The sequence below is a fragment of the Azotobacter vinelandii CA genome (assembly GCF_000380335.1).
GTDB lineage: Bacteria > Pseudomonadota > Gammaproteobacteria > Pseudomonadales > Pseudomonadaceae > Azotobacter > Azotobacter vinelandii.
In genome coordinates this window covers 1,872,574-1,892,606 of the sequence record NC_021149.1, presented here as the reverse complement: position 1 = coordinate 1,892,606, position 20,033 = coordinate 1,872,574, and the positions used below count along the sequence as shown (strand labels likewise).

Below are 20,033 nucleotides of genomic sequence, written 5' to 3'. Positions count from 1 at the left end.
GACGGCAGTGAATCCTCAGTGAACCCAGGTACGGCGGGTCGATCCGAGATGAACGGCCTTTCGGCCTCCTCCACGTACGATCGGAACGCACATGAACAGCCTTTGAAAAAGGAGAAAAAGCATGAACTCTACCCTGCAGATCGAGTCCGCCGACGGTAGCGGCCGCTTCGGCGCCTATGTCGCCTTGCCTGCGGGCGGCCGCGGCCCCGCCGTGGTCGTCGGGCAGGAAATCTTCGGCATCAACGCCAACATCCGTGCCGTGGCCGACCGTTATGCCGAAGAAGGCTACGTCGCCATTGCGCCCGATCTGTTCTGGCGCATCGAGGCCGGCGTCGAGCTGGGTTACGCGGGAGCCGATCGGGAAAAGGCTTTCGCCCTGCTCGGCCGCTTCGATGTCGACAAGGGCATCGAGGACATCATCGCCACCTTCGCCGCGGCGCGCCGGATGCCGGAAGTGGATGCGGCGGCCGGTGCCGGATTCGTCGGTTTCTGCCTGGGCGGCAAGCTCGCCTACCTGACCGCCGCCCGCAGCGATGCCGCCTGCTCGATCGGCTACTACGGAGTCGGCATCGAGCACCTGCTGGACGAGGCCGCGAACATCCGCGGCCGCCTGGTGCTGCACATCGCCGAGGCGGACGCCTTCTGCCCGGCCGAAGCCCGCGAGGCAATCCTCTCCGGTCTCGGCGGCAGAGCGAACGTCGAACTCTACGGCTATCCCGGTTGCGAGCACGCTTTCGCCCGTCTTGGCGGCCAGCACTACGAGCGGACTGCGGCGGAACTCGCCCACCAGCGCAGCATCGCCGCCCTGCGCCGGGAGATCGGACCACGCTGAGGGGGTTTTCCGGAAGAATCGGCAAATCGGGAAAAGGCGAATCGGGCATGCCGCTTGCGCGACCATGCCCGATCGCACCGGCCCTGCGCATCTGCCCCACGAAGGTGGGGAATGCTCGTCGACTACACGAATCGTCGCAGGTTGTCCGGGTTCATCCCCGCCAAGCCGGGGATCGCTGAAGAATATACCGTCAAAGTGACATCACAAGGTCGAAGCAGGAGATGTGAAGCACTTCCATGCGAAAGTCTGACGAAGGCTCGCTCGGGATCTCGCGGACACGGAACGCAGGGCGCATCGTGCCGGAACCGCTTCCCTCGCGCGCCCATGTTCGCAGAAGCGGAAGAAAGCCACAGCGCCTCCCCGACCGACGGCCATCCGACGCCTCATCCCCCCAGATGCGGAGAACACCGGATTGGTAGCTACTGGCACGTAGCCCGACGCCAACCGCCCGACCGGTTGCAGCCAGGGTTTCCCGGGCCGGAAATCACTCCGACGGAAATAAAGGCCTGTCGTCCGCCACAAAGGGTATGTCCGGACAACGGCTCATTTCCCTCGCATCGGGAGATCATGGGCCGATCCACGACCGATCGCGAAGCGCGAATAGACTAGAATCCGCGTCGTGGATAGCGCCCCGCCCGACACGCTACAGGGGCACCGCCACCCTCTCCTCTCCAAAAGTCGCCAGGGCCGCCATGAAAGATCAGCTTCAGGAACTCATCCGCAACGTCAGCTCGGGTTGCCTCGACGGCGAGGAAATCGCGCGGATCGCCGAAGAGGCGGCGCAAGCCTATGCCGATCCGCAGGCTTTCCTCGCGGCCAATCCGGACATCAACTACGACGACGGCTTTCCCATTCCCCTGGGCGAATGGGTGGTGGTCGGCAGCCTGCCGGAGACGGTGCTGTTCCAGGGCGACACCTACGAAGAACTGTTCCAGCAGGTCGTCGCCTCGTTCGGCCCGCAGGTGTCTTTCGTGCTCAAACCCAAGCAATTGCACAAGGTGGAGCCGCTGAAGGCGCTCAACCGCATCCAGGTGCAGTTGAGCAGCCTCTACCCGGAAAAGGGCGGCTACGTGCTGGTGGACTTCGGCGTTCCCCTGGACGACGAGTTGCAGGCGGTACTGGTCTACGCCTGCGATCTCGAGGAGACGCTGCGACTGGCGTCTGCCGTGGGTATCCATGCCGCTCCGGCCTACGAGGCGCTGCGTGCCGACGCGGGCGCCTGACGGAAAGCCCGCGGCGCCCGTCGCGCGCCTTCCCGGCAGGCTCCTCCTCTGGCGCCTGGCCTTCCTCGCCTGCCTGGTGGCGGTACTGGTACTGGCGCTGGCGAAGGACACCAGCCCACCGCTGGATACCGGCTGGGACAAGAGCAACCATCTGCTGGCCTTCGGCGTACTGGGCCTGCTCGGTCGCCTGGGCTTTCCCGCGCGCCGCTACCTGGTGCCATCCGGCCTGTTTCTCTACGGGATCGTCATCGAGGCTCTGCAGGCGCTGAGTGGCTATCGCTCGGCCGAATACCACGACCTGTTCGCCGACCTGCTGGGTATCGCCCTGGGCAGCCTGGCCGCCTCCGCCTGGCTCCGACGCAGACGCCGGAACCGGCAGCCCGCCGTCTGACGGCAGTGGGCCCGAACCATCCGCGCGGCAAGGCCGCAAGATAGACCCACTCGGCCCTTGCCTTACTTATGGGGCCCACTATTCTCCTATTCATCCCCGCCCGTAACGGCAGGGAGCTCCGGGACGAGCAGTCCAGCCCCGGACAGGCAATCAACGAGAGCAGTAACCGCTTGGTGCCAGAAACGGCCGTTAGGCGGAAAGCCTCGGCTTTTCATCAGCCCGTTCGATAGCCCCTGACCTGGAGGATGCGAGAAGAAGGATCACGCAAGGCGTGACAGGCTATCCCACCTGTCCGGAGAGACAGGGAATTTCTCGCGAAACTGGATGAATAAACATACTGTTACTGGTGCGTGCGGCGTCATCGCCTTGTTGTTCACACTCCCCCTTCCCGCGGCCGAACAGACATGCAGGGTCATCCGTGTACAGGATGGCGACAGCCTGACCTGCCTGAGCCCGGCCAGGCAGCGGATCGAGGTCAACCTGGCCGATCTCGACGCCCCGGAGATCGGCCAGCCCTACGGGCAGTTGGCCCAGTTGCAACTGTTCCGGATGGTCTACAACAAGGACGTGAAACTGGAGGCCGTCGAGCAGCGACGCTATGGCAGCAAGACCGCCCATGTCTATCTCGGCGAAACCCACATCAACGAGGAATTGGTCCGCCAGGGATCGGCCTGGGCCAACGTGGGAACCGAAGGCGAGTCGAAACTGGCGAAACTGGAAGCCGAAGCCAAGTCGCAGCAACGCGGTCTCTGGGGATTGCCGCAGAACGAGATCGATCCACCCTGGCAATGGCGCAGCAATCGGAAGCATCAGCTCAGTAGTCGCTGAAGCCCGGTCGGAGGAGAAAGGAGGCCACCTGCTCCGCGCCGAAAGGCCAGTCCAGTTCGTCGCCGCTATCCCGTCGCCGCAGCACGGGAATGCGCAGGCCATAGCGCTCGGCCTGGCTCTCGTCCTCGGCGATATCGACCAGCTCGACCTGCAGGCCGTGCTCGACGAAAGACATCAACAGCCCTTCGGCCTGCTCGCAGAGATGGCAGCCGAGGGTTCCGAACAGTTGGCACTCGGGAAGCATGCGGGTCTCCTAACGACAGGAGGCTTGAAGTTTAGCACGCAACCAAGACAACCTATGGCGAAACCACGGGCCGCCCGGATGCGCGGCCCGCCTGGTCGCCATCGGCATTCGGCGGCCATTGCCCACCACGTGATGAGGACCATCCAGCATGACCATCGATAGCAGCCAGCCCCAGTCGACCGCTTCCGCCAGCTCCACCGCCGCTTGGGAGCCATGTGCATCGGCCTCGGTGCACCGGCGCAACCTGCAGCGCGCCCAGCAGGCGGTGATCGACGAATTCCATGCCCTGCTCGACGACACCGAGCGCCTGTTGCGTCAGGGCGCCGCGGTGGGCGACGACGAGGCGGATGCGTTGCGGGCGAAGATCGAGGGCAACCTCGAACGCGCCCGCGCGACCCTCAAGGACAGCGAGGAACGCCTGCGCGAGCAGGGACAGGCGGCCATCGAGGCCACCGAGGCCTACGTGCACAGCAATCCCTGGAAGGCACTCGGGATCGCCGCCGGGGTCGGACTGCTGTTCGGCCTGCTGGCCGGCCGCCGCTGAACGCCGGGAGGAGTCGTTTTCAATGGATGTCCCGCTACCGCCGCCGTCCGGGGAAGACCGCAAGCCGTCCCTGAAACGGTTCGGCGGCGCCCTGCTCGGCCTGCTGCAAAACCACCTGGAACTGCTGGGCATCGAGTTCCAGGAGGAGAAAGCCTATGTCTTTCGCCTGTTCCTCTTCGCCAGCCTGAGCCTGTTGTTCGGCCTGATGCTGCTCATCGGCCTTTCCGCGGCCGTGGTCGTCGCCTTCTGGGACAGCCACCGGCTGACCGCCATCTTCGCCCTGTGTCTCGCCTACGGTCTGGCCCTGCTGTTCTGCGTCGCCCGCGCGCTGAAACTGGCGCAGCGCAGCGAGCATCCCTTCCAAGCGACCCTCGAGGAACTGGCGCGCAACCGGGAGCTGCTGCCATGAGTCCGCCACGCCGCAGCGCGCTGGAGATGCGCAAGGAACTGGTGCGCCTGCGCATGGAGATGCAGCGCCAGCAACTCGACTATCACGCCGAGCCGCTGCGCCATCCGCTGCGCCAGTTCGGCAACCTGTTCGCGCCCGACCGCGCCAGGCCGGGCAGGAGCACGCCGCTGGCGGTCGGCGCGGCGCTCCTGCTGACCCTGTTCGGCAAGCGCCTGGGCCGCTTGCGCACGATGGCGCTGTTCGCCCTGGAGGTCTATCCCCTGGTCAGTGCCGGCCTCAGGCAGTACCGCGCGACCCGCCCACCGAAACCGCCGCAGAAGTCCCAGGCTTGACGGATTCCGCGCACTGCCCAAGGATGCGCTGGCAGTCGTGCGGCGATCCGGGCGCCGCCCTCCCGCAGCGGCTGCCCACCGAACGACGAGGAACGGCTTTGGACTGGCAAACCCTACTGACCCGAGAACGCCTGGGCAAATCGGTGCACAGCGTCGATGAACTGGGCCGCAGCCCTTTCCACAAGGACCACGACCGCATCATCTTTTCCGGCGCCTTCCGCCGCCTGGGCCGCAAGACCCAAGTGCATCCGGTGTCCAGCAACGACCATATCCACACCCGCCTGACCCACTCCCTGGAAGTCAGTTGCGTCGGCCGCTCGCTGGGCATGCGGGTCGGCGAGGTGCTGCGCGACACCCTGCCGGAATGGTGCGGCCCCGCCGACCTCGGCATGGTCGTCCAGTCGGCCTGCCTGGCTCACGACATCGGCAACCCGCCGTTCGGCCATTCCGGCGAGGATGCCATCCGCCACTGGTTCCACCAGGCCGCCGGACGCGGCTGGCTGGACGGCATGAGCGACGCGGAACGCGACGACTTCCTGCATTTCGAGGGCAACGCCCAGGGCTTTCGCGTACTCACCCAACTGGAATACCACCAGTTCGACGGCGGCACCCGCCTGACCTACGCCACCCTCGGCGCCTACCTCAAATACCCCTGGGCATCGCGCTACGCACAGGCTCCGGGCTACAAGAAGCACAAGTTCGGCTGCTACCAGAGCGAACTGCCGCTGCTCGAACAGATCGCCGAGAAGCTCGGCCTGCCCAGGCAGGGCGAGCAGCGCTGGGCGCGTCATCCGCTGGTCTATCTGATGGAGGCGGCGGACGACATCTGCTACGCGCTGATCGACCTGGAAGACGGCCTGGAAATGGAGCTTTTGGACTACTCCGAGGTCGAGGCCCTGCTGCTCGGCCTGGTCGGCGACGACCTGCCGGAATCCTACCGCCAGCTCGGTCCGCGCGACTCGCGGCGGCGCAAACTGGCGATCCTGCGCGGCAAGGCCATCGAACACCTGACCAACGCGGCGGCCCGCGCTTTCGTCGAGCAGCAGAAGGCCCTGCTCGAGGGCAGCCTGGCCGGCGACCTGGTCGAACACATGCACGGACCGGCCAAGGATTGCGTGCTGCAGGCCAAGCATGTCGCCCGCGAGAAGATCTTCCACGACAAGCGCAAGACCCTCCACGAGATCGGCGCCTACACCACCCTGGAGATCCTGCTCGACGCCTTCTGCGGCGCGGCGCTGGAGCAGCACGGCGGCAGGCGGATATCGTTCAAGAACCGGCGCATCCTCGACCTGCTCGGCAACAACGCACCGGACCCGCAGTGGCCGCTGTACCACGCCTTCCTGCGCACGATCGACTTCATCGCCGGCATGACCGACGGTTACGCCACCGAGATGGCCCGGCAAATGACCGGCCTCTCCGGTCCCGCGTAGGAGCCCACCGGCCCGGACCGCCCGGCCGCATCCGTAGAAGGAAGGAACGCAGCCGATGCTCCGCTTTCTGCCCTCCCGACGCCGCTGGACGGCCGACCCCGCCTGGGGAGCGGCCATCGTCGCCGCCCCTATTGCTCGGGCTGTCCAGCGGCCACTCCGGATTTCTCTGGGCCTCGATCGGCGCCTTCCTCGCCGCCCAGGCCGATCCCCTGCACCGCTTCGGCATGCTACGCATGCTCCTGCTGACCCTGCTCGGCGCCTGCAGCGCGGGCCTGGGCTTCTGGTCCGCACCCGGCCCGCTCGAGAGCCTGCTGGTCTTCGCCGCCGGCGGCCTGCTGCTCGCCTGGCTGCAGCGCTTCGGCCGCGAGGCCGGCAAGCTGGGCCTCGGCATGCTGGTCTGCCTGTGTCTCGGCCAGGGCCAGCAGCGCCTGGGCAGCATGCCCAATCCCTATGCCGTGGCCACCCTGTTCACCCTCGGCGGCCTCTGGGCGACCCTGCTCGCCTTCAGCCTGCGCGGCCTGCACGGCCTGCGCCTGTGGCCCTACATGCCACGCCTGCCCAGCGTGCTGAAGGTGCTGCGCCGGCATGCGCTGCGCCTGCCGCAACCGCAATGGCGGCTCTATGCCCTGGGCTGCGCCCTGGTCTGCGGCCTCGCCGGGCTGCTCGTCAATCTGTCCGGACAGCCGCGCGGCTACTGGCTGACCCTGGCGGTGGTCGCCAGCCTGCAGATCGACCTCAAGGGCCGGCTGCCGCGCGCCCTCAAGATCGTCCTGGTCGTCCTGCTCGCCACCGGCCTGCTGGTGCTGCTCGGCCACGGCCTGCAGAACCCGGCGCAAATGGTCGCCCTGGTGCTGCCGTTGGTCCTGCTCAACCGCGCTTTCCAGGTCGGCCGCTACAGCCTCTACGTGCTGCAGATGGGCTTCTGCATCCTGCTGCTGGCCGAGAGCCTGGCGCAGGACTGGCAACTGAGCCGCGAGCGGTTGATCGGCAGCCTGATCGGTGCGCTGCTGGCCCTGCTGGTGGCGCTTTCCCTGCATATCCGCCGCCGCCTGCGCGGCTGGCGCGCCTCCCGCACCGACACGGATGCACTGCCGCGCTGAGCCGGGCGACGGATGACCCTGCGCATCGGCCGCCTCGCTTCGGGCATAATGCGAGCCCGTTGCCGGAAGTAGCCGGACCCTTCACCCATTTCGCATCGTTCAGCCCTGAGTCGGAGGGGCACCCTTGATGATTGCAACCTTACGCCGGCTGGCTATCGCCAGCCTGCTGCTACCGCTCGCACTGTCGGCGAGCGCGGCCCAGATCAACACCACGCTGCCGAAGAATGTCCAGCAGGCGCTGAGCGCCCACAAACTCCCGGGCGACGCCCTGTCCCTGGTGGTACTGCCACTCACCGGACCCGGCGTCCCGACCTACTTCAATGCCGACGTGCCACTGAATCCGGCCTCGACCATGAAGCTGGTGACCACCTACGCCGCCCTCGAACTGCTCGGCCCGACCCACAAGTGGCATACCGAGTTCTACGCCGACGGCCCGCTGCAGGGCGGCGTGCTGAATGGCAACCTGTACCTGAAGGGCGGTGGCGACCCCAAGCTGAACATGGAAAGGCTGTGGCTGCTGATGCGCGACCTGCGCGCCAATGGCGTGCGCGAAGTGCGCGGCGACCTGGTGCTCGACCGCAGCCACTTCGTGCAGCCGCATCTGCCCTCCTTCAACGACGACGGCGGCGACAGCAACAAGCCCTTCCTGGTCGAGCCCGACTCCCTGCTGATCAACCTCAAGGCCCTGCGCTTCATCGCCCGCGCCGAGCCCGGCAAGGTACAGATCAGCGTCGAGCCGCCGATCGCCGGCATGAGCATCGACAATCAGGTGCAGGCGCTGCCGGCCGGTGCCTGTCCGGACTGGCCGGACGTGCGCTACAACCTGATCCCGCAGCAGAGCGGCTACAGCATGGTGGTCACCGGCAAGCTGCCGGCCGGCTGCAGCGCGCAGAGCTACATCGCCCCGCTCGACCATCAGACCTATGCCGCCGGCGCCGTGCGCGCCATCTGGCAGGAGCTGGGCGGCAGCATCCGCGGACAGGACCGCGTCGGCAACGTGCCCCGGCAGGCGCAATTGCTGGTTCGCGCCTCCTCGCCGGACATGGTCGAGATCATTCGCGACATCAACAAGTTCAGCAACAACACCATGGCCCGGCAGTTGTTCCTCAGCATCGGCCGGCAGTACCGCAACGGCGCCGATGCCGACGACGCCCAGGCGGCCTACCGCGCGGTGCGCCAGTGGATGACGCGCAAGGGCATCGACCCGCGGCATCTGGTGATGGAGAACGGTTCCGGCCTGTCGCGGACCGAACGGATCAGCGCCCGGGAAATGGCCGAAATGCTCAAGGCCGCCTGGCACAGCCCCTACGCCGCCGAGTTCATCGCCTCCATGCCGCTGGTGGCGATGGACGGCACCATGCGCAAGCGCCTGCGCCGCACGCCCCTGGTCGGCGAGGCGCACATCAAGACCGGCACCTTGAACACCGTGCGCGCCATCTCCGGCTTCAGCCGCGACCAGAACGGCAACACCTGGGCGGTGGTCGCCATCCTCAACCACGCACGTCCCTGGGGCGCCTCGTCGATTCTCGACCAGGTGCTGGTCGACCTGTACCGCCAGCCGAAGTCGTCCACCACGGCCCAGCGCTGACCCCCGACGGCCGCTCTCCCGGCGGAGCGGCCCGCTTTCCTCAGTCCCGCTGTTTCGCCTGCAGCCGCCAAGCCCGGTGGATCTTCGGGTTGCGGACGAAATCCGGGTCCAGGGTCTGCGCGCTGATCTCCTCCAGCGCATAGCGCTGTGCGAGCAGCGGATCGAGCTGGAACTTGCGGAAGTTGTTGGAGAAATACAGCACCCCACCCCTGGCCAGGCGGGCCAGGGCCAGGTCGAGCAGGCGCGCGTGATCGCGCTGCACGTCGAACACCCCCTCCATGCGCTTGGAGTTGGAGAAGGTCGGCGGGTCGATGAAGATCAGTTCGTACTCGCCGCGGTCGGCGGCCAGCCAGTCCATCACGTCGGCCTGCTCCAGACGGTGCTTCTCGGAGAAGCCGTTCAGCGCCAAGTTGCGCCGCGCCCAGTCGAGATAGGTCTTCGACAGATCGACGCTGGTGGTGCTGCGCGCGCCGCCCTTGGCCGCGTGCACGGTGGCCGTCGCCGTGTAGCAGAACAGGTTGAGGAAGCGCTTGCCGGCCGCCTCGCGCTGGATGCGCAGGCGCAGCGGACGATGATCGAGGAACAGCCCGGTATCCAGGTAGTCGGTGAGATTGACCAGGAGCTTCACGCCACCCTCGCCGACCTCCATGAAACGCCCCTGCTGGTCCTGGCGCTCGTACTGCCTGCTGCCGGCCTGGCGCTCGCGACGCTTGATCACCACGCGCGCCGGATCGATGTCCAGCGCCTGGGGAATCGCCGCCAGGGCGTCGAGCAGACGCACCTGGGCCTTTTCCGGATCGACCGAGCGCGGCGGCGCGTACTCCTGCACATGCACCCAGTCGCGGTACAGGTCCACCGCCAGGGCGTATTCCGGCATGTCGGCGTCGTACAGCCGGTAGCACTCGATGCCTTCGCGGCGCGCCCACTTGCCCAGGCTCCTGATGTTCTTCTGCAGGCGGTTGGCGAACATCCGCCCGCCCTCGGAGAGCCGCGCCGGCGCGCTGCGCACCGCCGGCGGCCGCTCCACCAGTTGCCCGCCGATCATCCGCGCATCGCCCGGCGCCGGCTCGCTGCGGTCGGTGACGAACTGCTCCGGCACCACCCTGAACAGCAGCAGCTTGCACGGCAGCGCGCCGTTCCAGAAGGCGTACTGCTTGTGGCTGCGGATGCCCATGCGTCTGCCCAGCTCCGGCGCCCCGGTGAACACCGCCGCCTCCCAGCCCTCGCAACGGCTGCGCAGGCGCTCGCCGAGATGCTGGTAGAGATAGAGCAGGCTGGCCGGATCGCCCAGGCGCTCGCCGTAGGGCGGGTTGCATACCACCAGGCCGGTCTGGCCACGGTCCGGGTGCGGCTCGAAGGTGGCCAGTTCGCCCTGGTAGACCCGGATCCAGCCGTCCAGCCCGGCGCGCTCGATGTTGTTGCGCGCCGGCTGGATCAGCCGGGGATCGGCCTCGTAACCGCGAATCCACAGGGGCGGCCGGGCCAGCCCCGCGGCGGCGCGCTCCTCGGCCTCGGCATGCAGCTTCTTCCACAGCGCCGGGACATGTCCCAGCCAGTTGCCGAAGCCCCAGCGCTCGCGCCGCAGGTTGGGCGCGAGGTCGGCGGCCATCATTCCCGCCTCGACCAGGAAGGTGCCGACCCCGCACATGGGGTCGACCAGCGCGCCCCCCGCGGCGGCGATACGCGGCCAGCCGGCACGGATCAGGATGGCCGCGGCGAGGTTTTCCTTGAGCGGCGCTACCCCCTGCTGCAGGCGGTAGCCGCGCTGGTGCAGGCTATAGCCGGAAAGATCGAGGGACAGTACCGCCTCGCCCCGCTCCAGGCGCAGGTGGATACGCAGATCCGGGTTGAGCTTGTCCACCGAAGGGCGCTGGCCGCTGTGCCGGCGCAACTGATCGACGATGGCGTCCTTGACCTTGAGCGCACCGAAATGGCTGTTGTCGATGCCCGAGCCATGACCGTTGAACTCCACCGCCAGGCTGCCGCTCGGCAGCAGGTGATCCTGCCAGTCGAGCGTCTGCACGCCCTGGTACAGTTCGTCGGGACTGCCCACCGGAAAGCGTCCGAGCACCAGCAGCACGCGGTTGGCCAGACGCGACCAGAGGCACAGCCGGTAGGCGGTTTCCAGGTCGCCCAGGCCCCGCACCCCGGCGACCTGCTCGCGGACCTCGGCCAGGCCCAGGCCGACCGCCTCCTCGGCGAGCAGGCCTTCCAGGCTCTTCGGGCAGGTGAGAACGAGTTCGTAACGATCCGACATGGGAGTCTTCCAGTGCCTCAGGCAGTTAGCGCGTGCCTGCTGGCACGCCTTTTGATTTTGACAGACCCGCAACGTGACCCTTCGTCGCATGGCCTCGGCAGGCGACTCGGGGTCCATGGGCGGCACCTACCCGCCGCTCGGCCTAAAAGGCCCGTAACCAGAGGGGTTTTAGCAGGCCAGCGGCCATTTTCCGTGATTTTTTATCGCCTGGCAGCCGGAAAAGTTTCTTTCTTATGACAAAACGGTCATTCACAGGCCAGAACCCATTGGATAGAAATCGATCAGTCCCCCGCCGCAACGGTGGGGGGAGAAACCGCGACGCCGGCAGCGGTTTCGTCGGCAGCCAAGGCCGCCAGGTCTCGCCATGAGGCCAATGGGACATAACAGTCAACAGTGAGGGCAACACCCTATGAGAAGACTTAAGCGTGATCCGTTGGAACGGGCTTTTCTGCGTGGCTATCAGAACGGCATTCATGGCAAATCCCGCGAACTCTGTCCCTTCACCCACCCTGCGACTCGACAGGCCTGGCTCAATGGCTGGCGCGAGGGCCGTGGTGACAACTGGGACGGCCTCACCGGCACGGCGGGCATCCATCGCCTGAACCAACTGCGTGCCGTAGGCTGACGGAGGGATCACGGCATTCTCTCATCCCGACGCCCAGCGCGGGCGCCGGGCCTCAAGACCACAGGGCTCCTTCGGGAGCCCTTTCTCGTTGCGGCTCAATGCGTCCCGACCGGCCGCTCGCCCCGCAGCGCGGCGATGGCCTCCACCGCTTCGCGTATCAGCGCCGGCCCCTTGTAGACGAAGCCGGTATAAATCTGCACCAGGCTGGCTCCGGCGGCGATCTTTTCCGCCGCGTGGCGCCCTTCGGTGATGCCGCCGACCGCGACGATCGGCAGCCGCCCGCCCAGTTCCCCGGCCAGCACCCGCACCGCATGGGTGCTCTTCTCGCGTACCGGCGCACCGGACAACCCGCCGGCCTCGCCGGCATGCGCCAGCCCCTCGACGCCCTCGCGGCCGAGGGTGGTGTTAGTGGCGATCACCGCGTCCATGCCGGTATCCAGCAGCGCCCGGGCGACCTGCGCGGTCTCCTCGTCGCTCATGTCCGGGGCGATCTTGATCGCCAGCGGCACGCGCCGGCCGTGGCGACCGGCCAGTTCCTCCTGGCGCTGGCGCAAGGCTTCGAGCAGTTGCCTGAGCGAGTCGCCGAACTGCAGGCTGCGCAGGCCGGGAGTGTTCGGCGAGCTGACGTTGACCGTCACGTAGCTGGCATGGGGGTAGACCTTGTCCAGGCAGATCAGGTAGTCGTCCACCGCCCGCTCCACGGGAGTGTCGAAATTCTTGCCGATGTTGATACCGAGCACGCCGCTGTAGCGTGCCGCCTGGACCCGCGCCAGCAGATGGTCGACACCCAGGTTGTTGAAGCCCATGCGGTTGACGATCGCCTCGGCCTGCGGCAGACGGAACAGCCGCGGCCTGGGGTTGCCCGGCTGCGGCCGGGGCGTCACGGTGCCAATCTCGACGAAGCCGAAACCCAGTTGGGCGAGGCCGTCGATGGCGTCGCCGTTCTTGTCCAGTCCGGCGGCGAGGCCGACCGGATTGGGGAAGTCCAGGCCCATCACCCGCACCGGCAGGCTCGCCGGCCGGTGGCACAGCAGGCCGTTGAGACCCAGACGGCCACCGGCCCCGAGCAGATCGATGGTCAGTTCGTGGGCGGTTTCCGGGGACAGTTTGAACAGCAGCTGGCGGGCCAGGGTGTACATGGGCGGGCTTGACTCGAAGAGTGGCGTGGGGCGGCGATTATAGCCACGCCGTGCGTATCCGGGGGCGCATCGATCCTTCCGGAGCGGGGCAATCCCATGAAACGCCCAGCCGGTGCCGGACAGAAAGATCGCGCGTCGAACCGTTCCGCTGTTGTCTTCGGCTTCGCTGAGCCGACCGCCTGCCGAGGCTCCTGCAATCTGTCCACACGGCAACGGAATCCGGCGCGGCCCCCCGGTAGGCACCTGACCGGTCATCTGCCACACTGCCCGCCTCTGCCCGTCAATGGACCGCCCGAGCATGTCTTTCCTGCCGTCAAGCCTCGTCGCCCTTGTCCATCGCGGGAATACCCCCGAATTCCTCCTGCTACCCCGCCGCCATCCGGCGGCCAACGCCCTCGGCGAAGGGTTGCACCGGGCCGGCGCGCCGAACGCGAGCGACTTTCCCGCCGACCTGCCGCCGGCCGCTGACCGCGCGCCCGGCTGAGCCCATCGCCTCATCGCTCCAAGGAGATGCCCATGAAGGAATCGTCCCTGTCCCGCCGGCTCTACCCCGCCCTGCTGTCCCTGGCCCTGCCCGCCGCCATGGCGGCCGAGTCCCCCGGCTACGGGCCCGAGCTGGAAGGCTTCGACTATCCCCACCCGGTCCGCTACTTCACCCTCGAGTCCCAGGGCCAGGCGCTGAAGATGGCCTACATGGACGTGCAGCCGGCCGAACCCAACGGCCATACGCTGGTCCTGCTGCACGGCAAGAATTTCTGCGCGGCGACCTGGGAAGGCAGCATCGCCGCCCTGACCAAGGCCGGCTACCGGGTGGTGGCGCCGGACCAGATCGGCTTCTGCAAGTCCAGCAAGCCGCAGCACTACCAGTACAGCTTCCAGCAACTGGCGGCCAACACCCGGGAGTTGCTGGAGTCCATCGGCCTCGAACGCTACAGCCTGATGGGCCATTCCATGGGCGGCATGCTCGCCACCCGTTTCGCCCTGCTCTATCCCGGCCAACTGGAGCGCCTGATCCTGGTCAACCCCATCGGCCTGGAGGACTGGAAAGCGCTCGGCGTGCCCTACCGCACGGTGGACCAGTGGTATGCCCGCGAACTGCGCACCAGCGCCGAGGGCATCCGCAACTACCAGCTCGGCACCTATTACGCCGGCCAGTGGCGCCCCGAGTTCGACCGCTGGGTGGAGATGCAGGCCGGCCTGTTCCAGGGACGGGGCAAAGAGCGCGTGGCGTGGAACTCGGCGCTGACCTACGACATGATCTACACCCAGCCGGTGTACTACGAATTCGAGCAACTGAAGGTGCCGACCCTGCTGCTGATCGGCGAGAAGGACAACACCGCCATCGGCAAGGATGCGGCGCCGGCGGAGCTGCGCCCACGGCTCGGCGACTATCCGCGGCTGTCCAGGGAGGCGGCCGGTCGCATTCCCAGGGCGACCCTGCAGACCTTCGCCGATCTCGGCCATTCTCCGCAGATCCAGGCACCGGAGCGCTTCCACGAGGCGCTGCTGCAGCAATTGGCCAAACCCGCCGAATGACGGCCGCCCCGGGCCGCCGCCGGGGCGGCCCGTCTCCACAGTCCGCCTCCCGTCGAAACCCGGCCTCGACCCGCTGCCAGGCAAGAGTTTCCCGAGCCATCTGGTCAAACCTTTTTCCGGTTTCCCGGTCATACGTACGTCCGCCCCAGATTGCCTGGCGGAATGCGGAAAATCGTTCGCAGCCGCTCGTCCGGCCGCGAACGCGCCCCGGAAACCCTGGGGTATGGACGGTACATGACAAGGAGATGTTCGCAATGGCCAGGAGAAAATGGAGACAGACCGGCCTGCCCTTCAGATTCAGGCCGGGCAACCGGATCATGGACACCCCGCCCGCGCCGTCGGGCGACGGCGCTCCCAGGGAAAGCGTCACCCTCGCCAAGCTCTGCGCCCTGGTGGTCGACCTGATCCGCGGCAAGCGGGTATGGATCAGCCCGCAGGAGCGGGAGGCGCTGTCCCCGATGTTCGAGTTGGGTTATCTGCAGTGCGAAGGTGACCCCCAGGACGCCACCGACCATGTCCTCTGCCACTGCTCGCATCCCGCACTGTTCGAGTTCTACTTCTTCTACCGCTGGCTACCCGAACACGGGCAGCGCTTCCGTCCGCGCCGGGAGCCCGCCCCCCAGCCCCACTGAGGGCCCGGCGGGGCCGCTTCAGGCCCCGCCCGCGGTACGGGCACCGCTCTGCGCCAAGTCCACCAGCTCGCGATTGGCGACCGCGAACATCGCATAGTCCGCGCCGCCGGCCGCGCGCAATTCGGCCAGGGTCGCCCGCCAGCGCTCGACCGCCGGCTGGTTCTGCTCCAGCCAGAGCGCTACCCGCGCCTCGACGTCCTCCGGCCCGCCGACCATCCGCAGCAGGGCGATGGTGATGGCGCGCTGCTGCCCGTCCATGTCGTCGCGAAAGGCTTCCCGGGCCAGCGCCTGCCACTGGCTCTCGACCGGCAGGTTGGTGATCTGCTGCAGGTACCAGGGCAGCTCCAGGGCGCCGCCGACGGCGAAATGCGCGGCCGCCACCACCGCCGGCTCGCGCCCGGTGACATCGGCCGCCTCGAGGATCGGCAACAGGGTGTAGAGGTAACCGGTGCCGGCGACCAGCCGCGCCAGCAGCTCCGGCACCCCGGCCTCGGCATAGGCGCGGTAGCGCAGTTGCCACTGCTTGTGGGTGCTGCCTTCGAGCAGTTCGTCGAGCTTCAGGCCCAGGGCGGCGATCCGCGGACCGAAGTGGGCCACGTCGCGGGCGGCGTCCAGCTCGCCGCGGCGGTTGCGCAGGAACCAGCGGGTGGCGCGCCGGCCCAGGCGGGTCAACTCGTCCATCAGAGTCAGTTGCAGCTCGGCGGGAACCTGATGATCCAGCGCCTCGATCTGCCGGAACCAGTGCGGCAGGTGGAAGATGTCGCGGACGATCACGTAGGCCTCGGCCACCGCCGCGGCGTCCATGCCGGTGGACTCCTTGAGGCGCTGCACGAAGGTGATGCCCATGTGGTTGACCAGATCGTTGGCGATCTGCGTGGCGACGATCTCGCGGCGTAGCCGGTGGCCGCGCATCAGCGCGCCGAAGCGCTCCACCAGCGGCGTCGGGAAGGCGCCCTGCATGTCGCGGATCATGTAGTCGTCGTCCGGCACCGCGGACTCCAGCAGGGATTCCTTGAGGTCGATCTTGCTGTAGGAAATCAGCACCGCCAGCTCCGGGCGGGTCAGGCTGGTGCCGCCGGCCAGGCGCTCGGCGAGTTGTTCGTCGGAGGGCAGGAACTCCAGGGCGCGGTCCAGCCGCCCGGCGTGTTCCAGGGCGTCGATCAGCCGCCGGTATTCGCCCGGATGCAGGCGCGCGCGGCGCTCGGCCAGGGACAGCGCCTGGGTCTGCTTATAGATGTTGTTCAGCACCAGTTGCGCCACCGCATCGGTCATCTCGTGGAGCAACCGGTCGCGCTGCTTGCCGGTCATGTCGCCGGCGGCGAGCACCTTGCCGAGCAGGATCTTGATGTTCACCTCGTGGTCGGAGCAGTCGACCCCGCCGGCATTGTCGATGAAGTCGGTGTTGCAGGCGCCGCCGGCGAGGCAGTACTCGACCCGGCCGAGCTGGCTGAAGCCCAGGTTGCCGCCCTCGCCCACCACCTTGGCGCGCAGCTCGACGCCGTTGACCCGCAGCGCGTCGTTGGCCTTGTCACCGATGTCCGCGTGGCTTTCCCGGCTGGACTTCACATAGGTGCCGATGCCGCCGTTCCACAGCAGGTCGACCGGCGCGCGCAGCAGGGCCTGGATCAGTTCGCCGGGGGTCAGCCGCTCGGCGGCGATGGCGAAGCGCTCGCGCATCTGCGGGCTGACCGGGATGCTCTTGGCGCTGCGCGGGAACACCCCGCCGCCGGGCGAGATCAGCGCCGGATCGTAGTCGGCCCAGGAAGAGCGCGGCAGTTCGAACAGCCGGCGCCGCTCGGCGAAGCTCGCCCGCGGGTCCGGATCGGGATCGACGAACACATGGCGATGGTCGAAGGCCGCCAGCAGACGCAGGCTCTGCGACTGCAGGAGACCGTTGCCGAACACGTCGCCGGACATGTCGCCGATGCCGATCACGCTGATCGGGTCCTTCTGCGCGTCGATACCGTGCTCGCGGAAGTGGCGCTGCACGGCGACCCAGGCGCCGCGGGCGGTGATGCCCATCTTCTTGTGGTCGTAGCCGCTGGAGCCGCCGGAGGCGAAGGCATCGCCCAACCAGAAGGCGTAGTCGGCGGCGACACCGTTGGCGATGTCGGAAAAGCTCGCCGTGCCCTTGTCGGCGGCCACCACCAGGTAGGGATCGTCGCCGTCGTAGCGCAGCACGCCGGCCGGCGGCATCACCTCGTCCTCCCTGAGGTTGTCGGTGACGTCCAGCAGGGCCGAGACGAAGATCCGGTAACAGGCGATCGCCTCGGCCTGGATCTCGTCCCGCGAACCGCCGGCCGGCAGGCGCCGCGGGACGAAGCCGCCCTTGGCGCCGACCGGCACTATCACCGCGTTCTTCACCTGCTGGGCCTTGACCAGGCCGAGCACCTCGGTGCGGTAGTCCTCCTCGCGGTCGGACCAGCGCAGGCCGCCGCGCGCCACCTTGCCGCCGCGCAGATGCACCCCCTCGACCCGCGGCGAGTAGACGAAGATCTCGAAGCGCGGCACCGGTCGCGGCAGCTCGGACAGGGCTCGCGGGTCGAGCTTGAGGCTGAAGTGGCCCTTGGCCCGGCCGGCGGCGTCGGGCTGGTAGAAGTTGCTGCGCAGGGTGGCCTTGATCAGCTCCAGGTAGCGCCGCAGGATGCGGTCCTCGTTGAGTACCTCGACCTTGTCCAGGGCACCGAGGATGGCCTGCTCCAGGCGCTGCTGCTTGTCCTCCAGGTCCTCGCCGGCGATGCGCCGCGCCAGGTAGAAGCGGGTACGGAACAGCCTGACCAGCTCGCGGGCGATGTCGCTGTGGTTGAGCAGCGCGGCGGCGATGTAGCCGAGGTCGAAGCCCAGGCGCACCTGCTTGAGGTAGCGGGCGTAGGCACGCAACAGGGCGACTTCGCGCCAGGGCATGGAGGCCTTCAGCACCAGGCGGTTGAAGGCGTCGTTCTCGGCGTCGCCGCGGACGATGTGGATGAAGGCGTCCTGCAGGGTGTCGTTGAGCTGCTGGAGGTCCACCTCCGCGCCGCCGGTGAGGCTGAAGGAGAAGTCGTGGATCCAGAATTCGCGGCCGTCGCGGTGGCGCAACTGGAAGGGGAATTCGCCGAGCACGCGCAGGCCGAGGTTCTCGAGGATCGGCAGCACGTCGGACAGCGGCAACGGGCTGTCCGGGTGGTAGATCTTGCCGTGCAGTTGCCGGTCGTCCTGGCGCAGCGGCTGGTAGAAGCTCATCACCAGCGGCCGGTCTTCGCCCAGGGACAGCAGGTGCTGCATGTCGACCACCGCCGAATGGGGGGCGAAACGCTCCCGGTAACCGGCCGGAAAGCCCTGCGGAAAGTCCGCCAAAAGGCCGGTGCCCTGGGCCTCGCCGAAGCTCTCCACCATCAGGCTGGCGTACTCGTCCCGCCAGGAGCGGCAGGCGCGGATCATCTCCTGCTCCAGACGCAGGGGATCGAAATCGACCCGCACCTTGGGATCGACGCGCAGGATGAACTGCACCCGCGCCAGGATGGACTCGGAGAAATACACCCAGAACTCGCAGTCGCTGGCCTTCAGGCGCTCCATCAGAAGCTGCTGCATCTTCTGGCGGATCTCCGTGGAATAGACGTCGCGCGGCACATAGGCCAGGCCGTAGACGAAGCGCCCGTAGGGGTCCTTGCGCAGGAACAGGCGCAGGCGGTTGCGCTCCTGGATCTGCACGATGCTGATCGCGGTGCGCAACAGCTCGTCGAGGGGCGTCTGGAACAGGTCGTCGCGCGGCAGCACCTCGAGCACCTGGCTGAGCTCGCGGGCCAAATGGCTGCTGCCGTCGAAGCCGGCGCGCCGCTCGATCTCCGCGGCCTTGCGGCGGATATAGGGGATGTGGCGGACGCTCTCGTTGTACACCGAAGCGGTGTACAGGCCCATGAAGCGGTACTCCCGGATCACCCGGCCGGCCTCGTCCAGCTCGCGCAGGGAGATATAGTTGGGATAGGCCGGACGGTGCACCCGCGCCGGCTGCGAGGCCTTGGCGAAGGACAGCAGCAGCGGCTCGCGCAGGTAGCTGAGGGCTTCCGGCTCGATTTGCAGCCAGGCAGGGTCCAGTCCCGTGCGCAGAAGCTTGCTCAGGCCCAGCAGGGAACGCTCGTCGTAGACGACGCGGCCGCCACCGTCCGGGGTATCGACCACGGTGAACTCCTCGTAGCCGAGGAAGGTGAAACGGTCCTCCAGCAGCCAGCGCAAAAACACCTTGATCTCCGCCAGTTCCCCGGCATCCACCGCCAGTTGCGCCCGCTCCAGCCAGTCCAGCAATCCGCGCACGCAGGAGGTCATCGGCACGAAGTCGGCGACCGCCAGGCGCACCTCGCCGAACACCTCCTGCAGCGCCTGCTCCAGTTCGCGCTGTTCGCCGGGGCTGGCGCAGCGGTCGATCTCGGCGAAGATCAGCGCCTCGCGCCGCATGTCCTCGCCCTGGCCGCTGCGGGGCAGGATCTCCAGCAGCTCGCCGGTGGCGTCGCGGCGCACCCAGAAGACCCCGCCCTGCAGGCTGTGGATGCCATGGCCGTGGCGGTTCAGCTCCATGCGCAGCGAATCGACCAGAAAGGGCATGTCCGGGTGCAACACTTCGACCACGCTGTGGCTGGACAGCCAACCGTGCTTCTCGTAGTCGGGATTGAAGACCCGCACCTCCGGCCGCGCCGGATCGAAGCGTTCGAGCAGGTGCCAGGCCGACAGGGTGCAGCCGACCAGATCGGACAGCCGCCGCTCGGTCAGTTCGTCGAGGGCGACCATGGCGAAGAACTCCTCGGCGAACAGCATCACCGGCGGCAACAGCCGCTCGTCCAGATGCGCCCCCAGGGCCGCCCGCAACTGCGCCAGAAAATCGGCCTTGCTGTCCGCCACGAAGAACGCCATGGTCGTGCTCCCGAAGTGCCCCTGGATGTAGCATAGGCG

The 20,033-nt window shown here is 67.7% G+C and carries 17 protein-coding genes and 1 pseudogene; 14 read left to right on the top strand and 4 right to left on the bottom strand.

The genetic code is table 11. From position 1 onward, the window contains the following. The first annotated feature begins 121 nt into the window (after positions 1-121). The 4 genes from AVCA_RS08680 (at position 122) to AVCA_RS08665 (ending at position 3,274) form a co-directional block, all read left to right on the top strand. Complete coding sequence (locus tag AVCA_RS08680) at positions 122-832, top strand: dienelactone hydrolase family protein (protein WP_012700525.1); 711 nt, start codon at positions 122-124, stop codon at positions 830-832. A 692-nt stretch (positions 833-1,524) separates the two neighbouring features. Further along, a complete protein-coding gene (locus AVCA_RS08675; RefSeq protein ID WP_012700524.1) occupies positions 1,525-2,055 on the top strand; it encodes a hypothetical protein in 531 nt (176 codons plus the stop codon). Continuing rightward, on the top strand, positions 2,036-2,446 hold the full coding sequence (locus tag AVCA_RS08670) for a VanZ family protein (RefSeq protein ID WP_231876292.1): 411 nt from the start codon (positions 2,036-2,038) through the stop codon (positions 2,444-2,446). Before AVCA_RS08675 ends, AVCA_RS08670 begins: the two co-directional genes overlap by 20 nt. 324 nt (positions 2,447-2,770) lie before the next feature. Beyond that, positions 2,771-3,274: a thermonuclease family protein gene (locus AVCA_RS08665; RefSeq protein WP_012700522.1), complete on the top strand. Its 504-nt coding sequence runs from the start codon at positions 2,771-2,773 to the stop codon at positions 3,272-3,274. Here AVCA_RS08665 and AVCA_RS08660 read toward each other — a convergent pair. Further along, positions 3,261-3,518 carry a glutaredoxin family protein gene (locus tag AVCA_RS08660; RefSeq protein ID WP_012700521.1) on the bottom strand — a complete coding sequence of 86 codons (258 nt, stop codon included), beginning with the start codon at positions 3,516-3,518 and terminating at the stop codon, positions 3,261-3,263. The two genes, AVCA_RS08665 and AVCA_RS08660, sit on opposite strands and share 14 nt — an antisense overlap. Positions 3,519-3,666: 148 nt before the next feature. Between AVCA_RS08660 and AVCA_RS08655 the strand changes: the two genes are divergently transcribed. The 6 genes and pseudogenes from AVCA_RS08655 (at position 3,667) to dacB (ending at position 8,921) form a co-directional block, all read left to right on the top strand. Further along, positions 3,667-4,062, top strand: a complete 396-nt coding sequence (locus AVCA_RS08655; RefSeq protein WP_175555984.1) for an ElaB/YgaM/YqjD family protein — start codon at positions 3,667-3,669, stop codon at positions 4,060-4,062. A gap of 22 nt (positions 4,063-4,084) precedes the next feature. After that, the gene (locus tag AVCA_RS08650; RefSeq protein ID WP_012700519.1) at positions 4,085-4,471 is read left to right on the top strand and encodes a phage holin family protein; all 387 of its coding nucleotides are present in this window, start codon (positions 4,085-4,087) and stop codon (positions 4,469-4,471) included. Continuing rightward, on the top strand, positions 4,468-4,803 hold the full coding sequence (locus AVCA_RS08645; protein WP_012700518.1) for a hypothetical protein: 336 nt from the start codon (positions 4,468-4,470) through the stop codon (positions 4,801-4,803). The genes AVCA_RS08650 and AVCA_RS08645 overlap by 4 nt, the downstream gene beginning before the upstream one ends. 98 nt (positions 4,804-4,901) lie before the next feature. Beyond that, a complete protein-coding gene (locus tag AVCA_RS08640) occupies positions 4,902-6,233 on the top strand; it encodes a deoxyguanosinetriphosphate triphosphohydrolase (protein WP_041807111.1) in 1,332 nt (443 codons plus the stop codon). Between the two features lie 55 nt (positions 6,234-6,288). After that, positions 6,289-7,333 (top strand): annotated as a pseudogene (locus tag AVCA_RS08635) (FUSC family protein). A 127-nt stretch (positions 7,334-7,460) separates the two neighbouring features. After that, complete coding sequence (gene dacB / locus AVCA_RS08630) at positions 7,461-8,921, top strand: D-alanyl-D-alanine carboxypeptidase/D-alanyl-D-alanine endopeptidase (RefSeq protein ID WP_012700515.1); 1,461 nt, start codon at positions 7,461-7,463, stop codon at positions 8,919-8,921. 40 nt (positions 8,922-8,961) lie between these two features. Here the strand turns inward: dacB and rlmKL are convergent, their stop codons facing one another. After that, the gene (gene rlmKL, locus AVCA_RS08625; RefSeq protein WP_012700514.1) at positions 8,962-11,178 is read right to left on the bottom strand and encodes a bifunctional 23S rRNA (guanine(2069)-N(7))-methyltransferase RlmK/23S rRNA (guanine(2445)-N(2))-methyltransferase RlmL; all 2,217 of its coding nucleotides are present in this window, start codon (positions 11,176-11,178) and stop codon (positions 8,962-8,964) included. Between the two features lie 409 nt (positions 11,179-11,587). Between rlmKL and rmf the strand changes: the two genes are divergently transcribed. Then, positions 11,588-11,803 carry a ribosome modulation factor gene (gene rmf, locus AVCA_RS08620; protein ID WP_041807109.1) on the top strand — a complete coding sequence of 72 codons (216 nt, stop codon included), beginning with the start codon at positions 11,588-11,590 and terminating at the stop codon, positions 11,801-11,803. Between the two features lie 95 nt (positions 11,804-11,898). On the opposite strand, the gene AVCA_RS08615 is transcribed toward rmf, so the two are convergent. Further along, positions 11,899-12,942 (bottom strand): quinone-dependent dihydroorotate dehydrogenase, encoded by a 1,044-nt coding sequence (locus tag AVCA_RS08615; RefSeq protein ID WP_012700511.1) that lies wholly within the window; start codon positions 12,940-12,942, stop codon positions 11,899-11,901. 298 nt (positions 12,943-13,240) lie between these two features. Here AVCA_RS08615 and AVCA_RS08610 point away from each other — a divergent pair, with 298 nt between their 5' ends. The 3 genes from AVCA_RS08610 to AVCA_RS08600 all read left to right on the top strand — a co-directional run bounded on the left by AVCA_RS08610 (position 13,241) and on the right by AVCA_RS08600 (position 15,110). Then, positions 13,241-13,426, top strand: coding sequence for a hypothetical protein (locus AVCA_RS08610; RefSeq protein ID WP_012700510.1), 186 nt, complete (start codon positions 13,241-13,243; stop codon positions 13,424-13,426). 26 nt (positions 13,427-13,452) lie between these two features. Further along, positions 13,453-14,478, top strand: a complete 1,026-nt coding sequence (locus AVCA_RS08605) for an alpha/beta fold hydrolase (RefSeq protein WP_012700509.1) — start codon at positions 13,453-13,455, stop codon at positions 14,476-14,478. A gap of 254 nt (positions 14,479-14,732) precedes the next feature. Continuing rightward, a complete protein-coding gene (locus AVCA_RS08600) occupies positions 14,733-15,110 on the top strand; it encodes a hypothetical protein (RefSeq protein WP_012700508.1) in 378 nt (125 codons plus the stop codon). A gap of 18 nt (positions 15,111-15,128) precedes the next feature. Here the strand turns inward: AVCA_RS08600 and AVCA_RS08595 are convergent, their stop codons facing one another. Beyond that, the gene (locus AVCA_RS08595; protein ID WP_012700507.1) at positions 15,129-19,994 is read right to left on the bottom strand and encodes an NAD-glutamate dehydrogenase; all 4,866 of its coding nucleotides are present in this window, start codon (positions 19,992-19,994) and stop codon (positions 15,129-15,131) included. Between the last annotated feature and the right edge of the window lie 39 nt (positions 19,995-20,033).

Coding starts and splice junctions, on each gene's coding strand:
- AVCA_RS08680 (WP_012700525.1), top strand. CDS start 122: ATGAACTCTACCCTGCAGATCGAGTCCGCCGACGGTAGCGGCCGCTTC.
- AVCA_RS08675 (WP_012700524.1), top strand. CDS start 1,525: ATGAAAGATCAGCTTCAGGAACTCATCCGCAACGTCAGCTCGGGTTGC.
- AVCA_RS08665 (WP_012700522.1), top strand. CDS start 2,771: ATGAATAAACATACTGTTACTGGTGCGTGCGGCGTCATCGCCTTGTTG.
- AVCA_RS08660 (WP_012700521.1), bottom strand. CDS start 3,518: ATGCTTCCCGAGTGCCAACTGTTCGGAACCCTCGGCTGCCATCTCTGC.
- AVCA_RS08655 (WP_175555984.1), top strand. CDS start 3,667: ATGACCATCGATAGCAGCCAGCCCCAGTCGACCGCTTCCGCCAGCTCC.
- AVCA_RS08650 (WP_012700519.1), top strand. CDS start 4,085: ATGGATGTCCCGCTACCGCCGCCGTCCGGGGAAGACCGCAAGCCGTCC.
- AVCA_RS08645 (WP_012700518.1), top strand. CDS start 4,468: ATGAGTCCGCCACGCCGCAGCGCGCTGGAGATGCGCAAGGAACTGGTG.
- dacB (WP_012700515.1), top strand. CDS start 7,461: ATGATTGCAACCTTACGCCGGCTGGCTATCGCCAGCCTGCTGCTACCG.
- rlmKL (WP_012700514.1), bottom strand. CDS start 11,178: ATGTCGGATCGTTACGAACTCGTTCTCACCTGCCCGAAGAGCCTGGAA.
- rmf (WP_041807109.1), top strand. CDS start 11,588: ATGAGAAGACTTAAGCGTGATCCGTTGGAACGGGCTTTTCTGCGTGGC.
- AVCA_RS08615 (WP_012700511.1), bottom strand. CDS start 12,942: ATGTACACCCTGGCCCGCCAGCTGCTGTTCAAACTGTCCCCGGAAACC.
- AVCA_RS08610 (WP_012700510.1), top strand. CDS start 13,241: ATGTCTTTCCTGCCGTCAAGCCTCGTCGCCCTTGTCCATCGCGGGAAT.
- AVCA_RS08605 (WP_012700509.1), top strand. CDS start 13,453: ATGCCCATGAAGGAATCGTCCCTGTCCCGCCGGCTCTACCCCGCCCTG.
- AVCA_RS08600 (WP_012700508.1), top strand. CDS start 14,733: ATGGCCAGGAGAAAATGGAGACAGACCGGCCTGCCCTTCAGATTCAGG.
- AVCA_RS08595 (WP_012700507.1), bottom strand. CDS start 19,994: ATGGCGTTCTTCGTGGCGGACAGCAAGGCCGATTTTCTGGCGCAGTTG.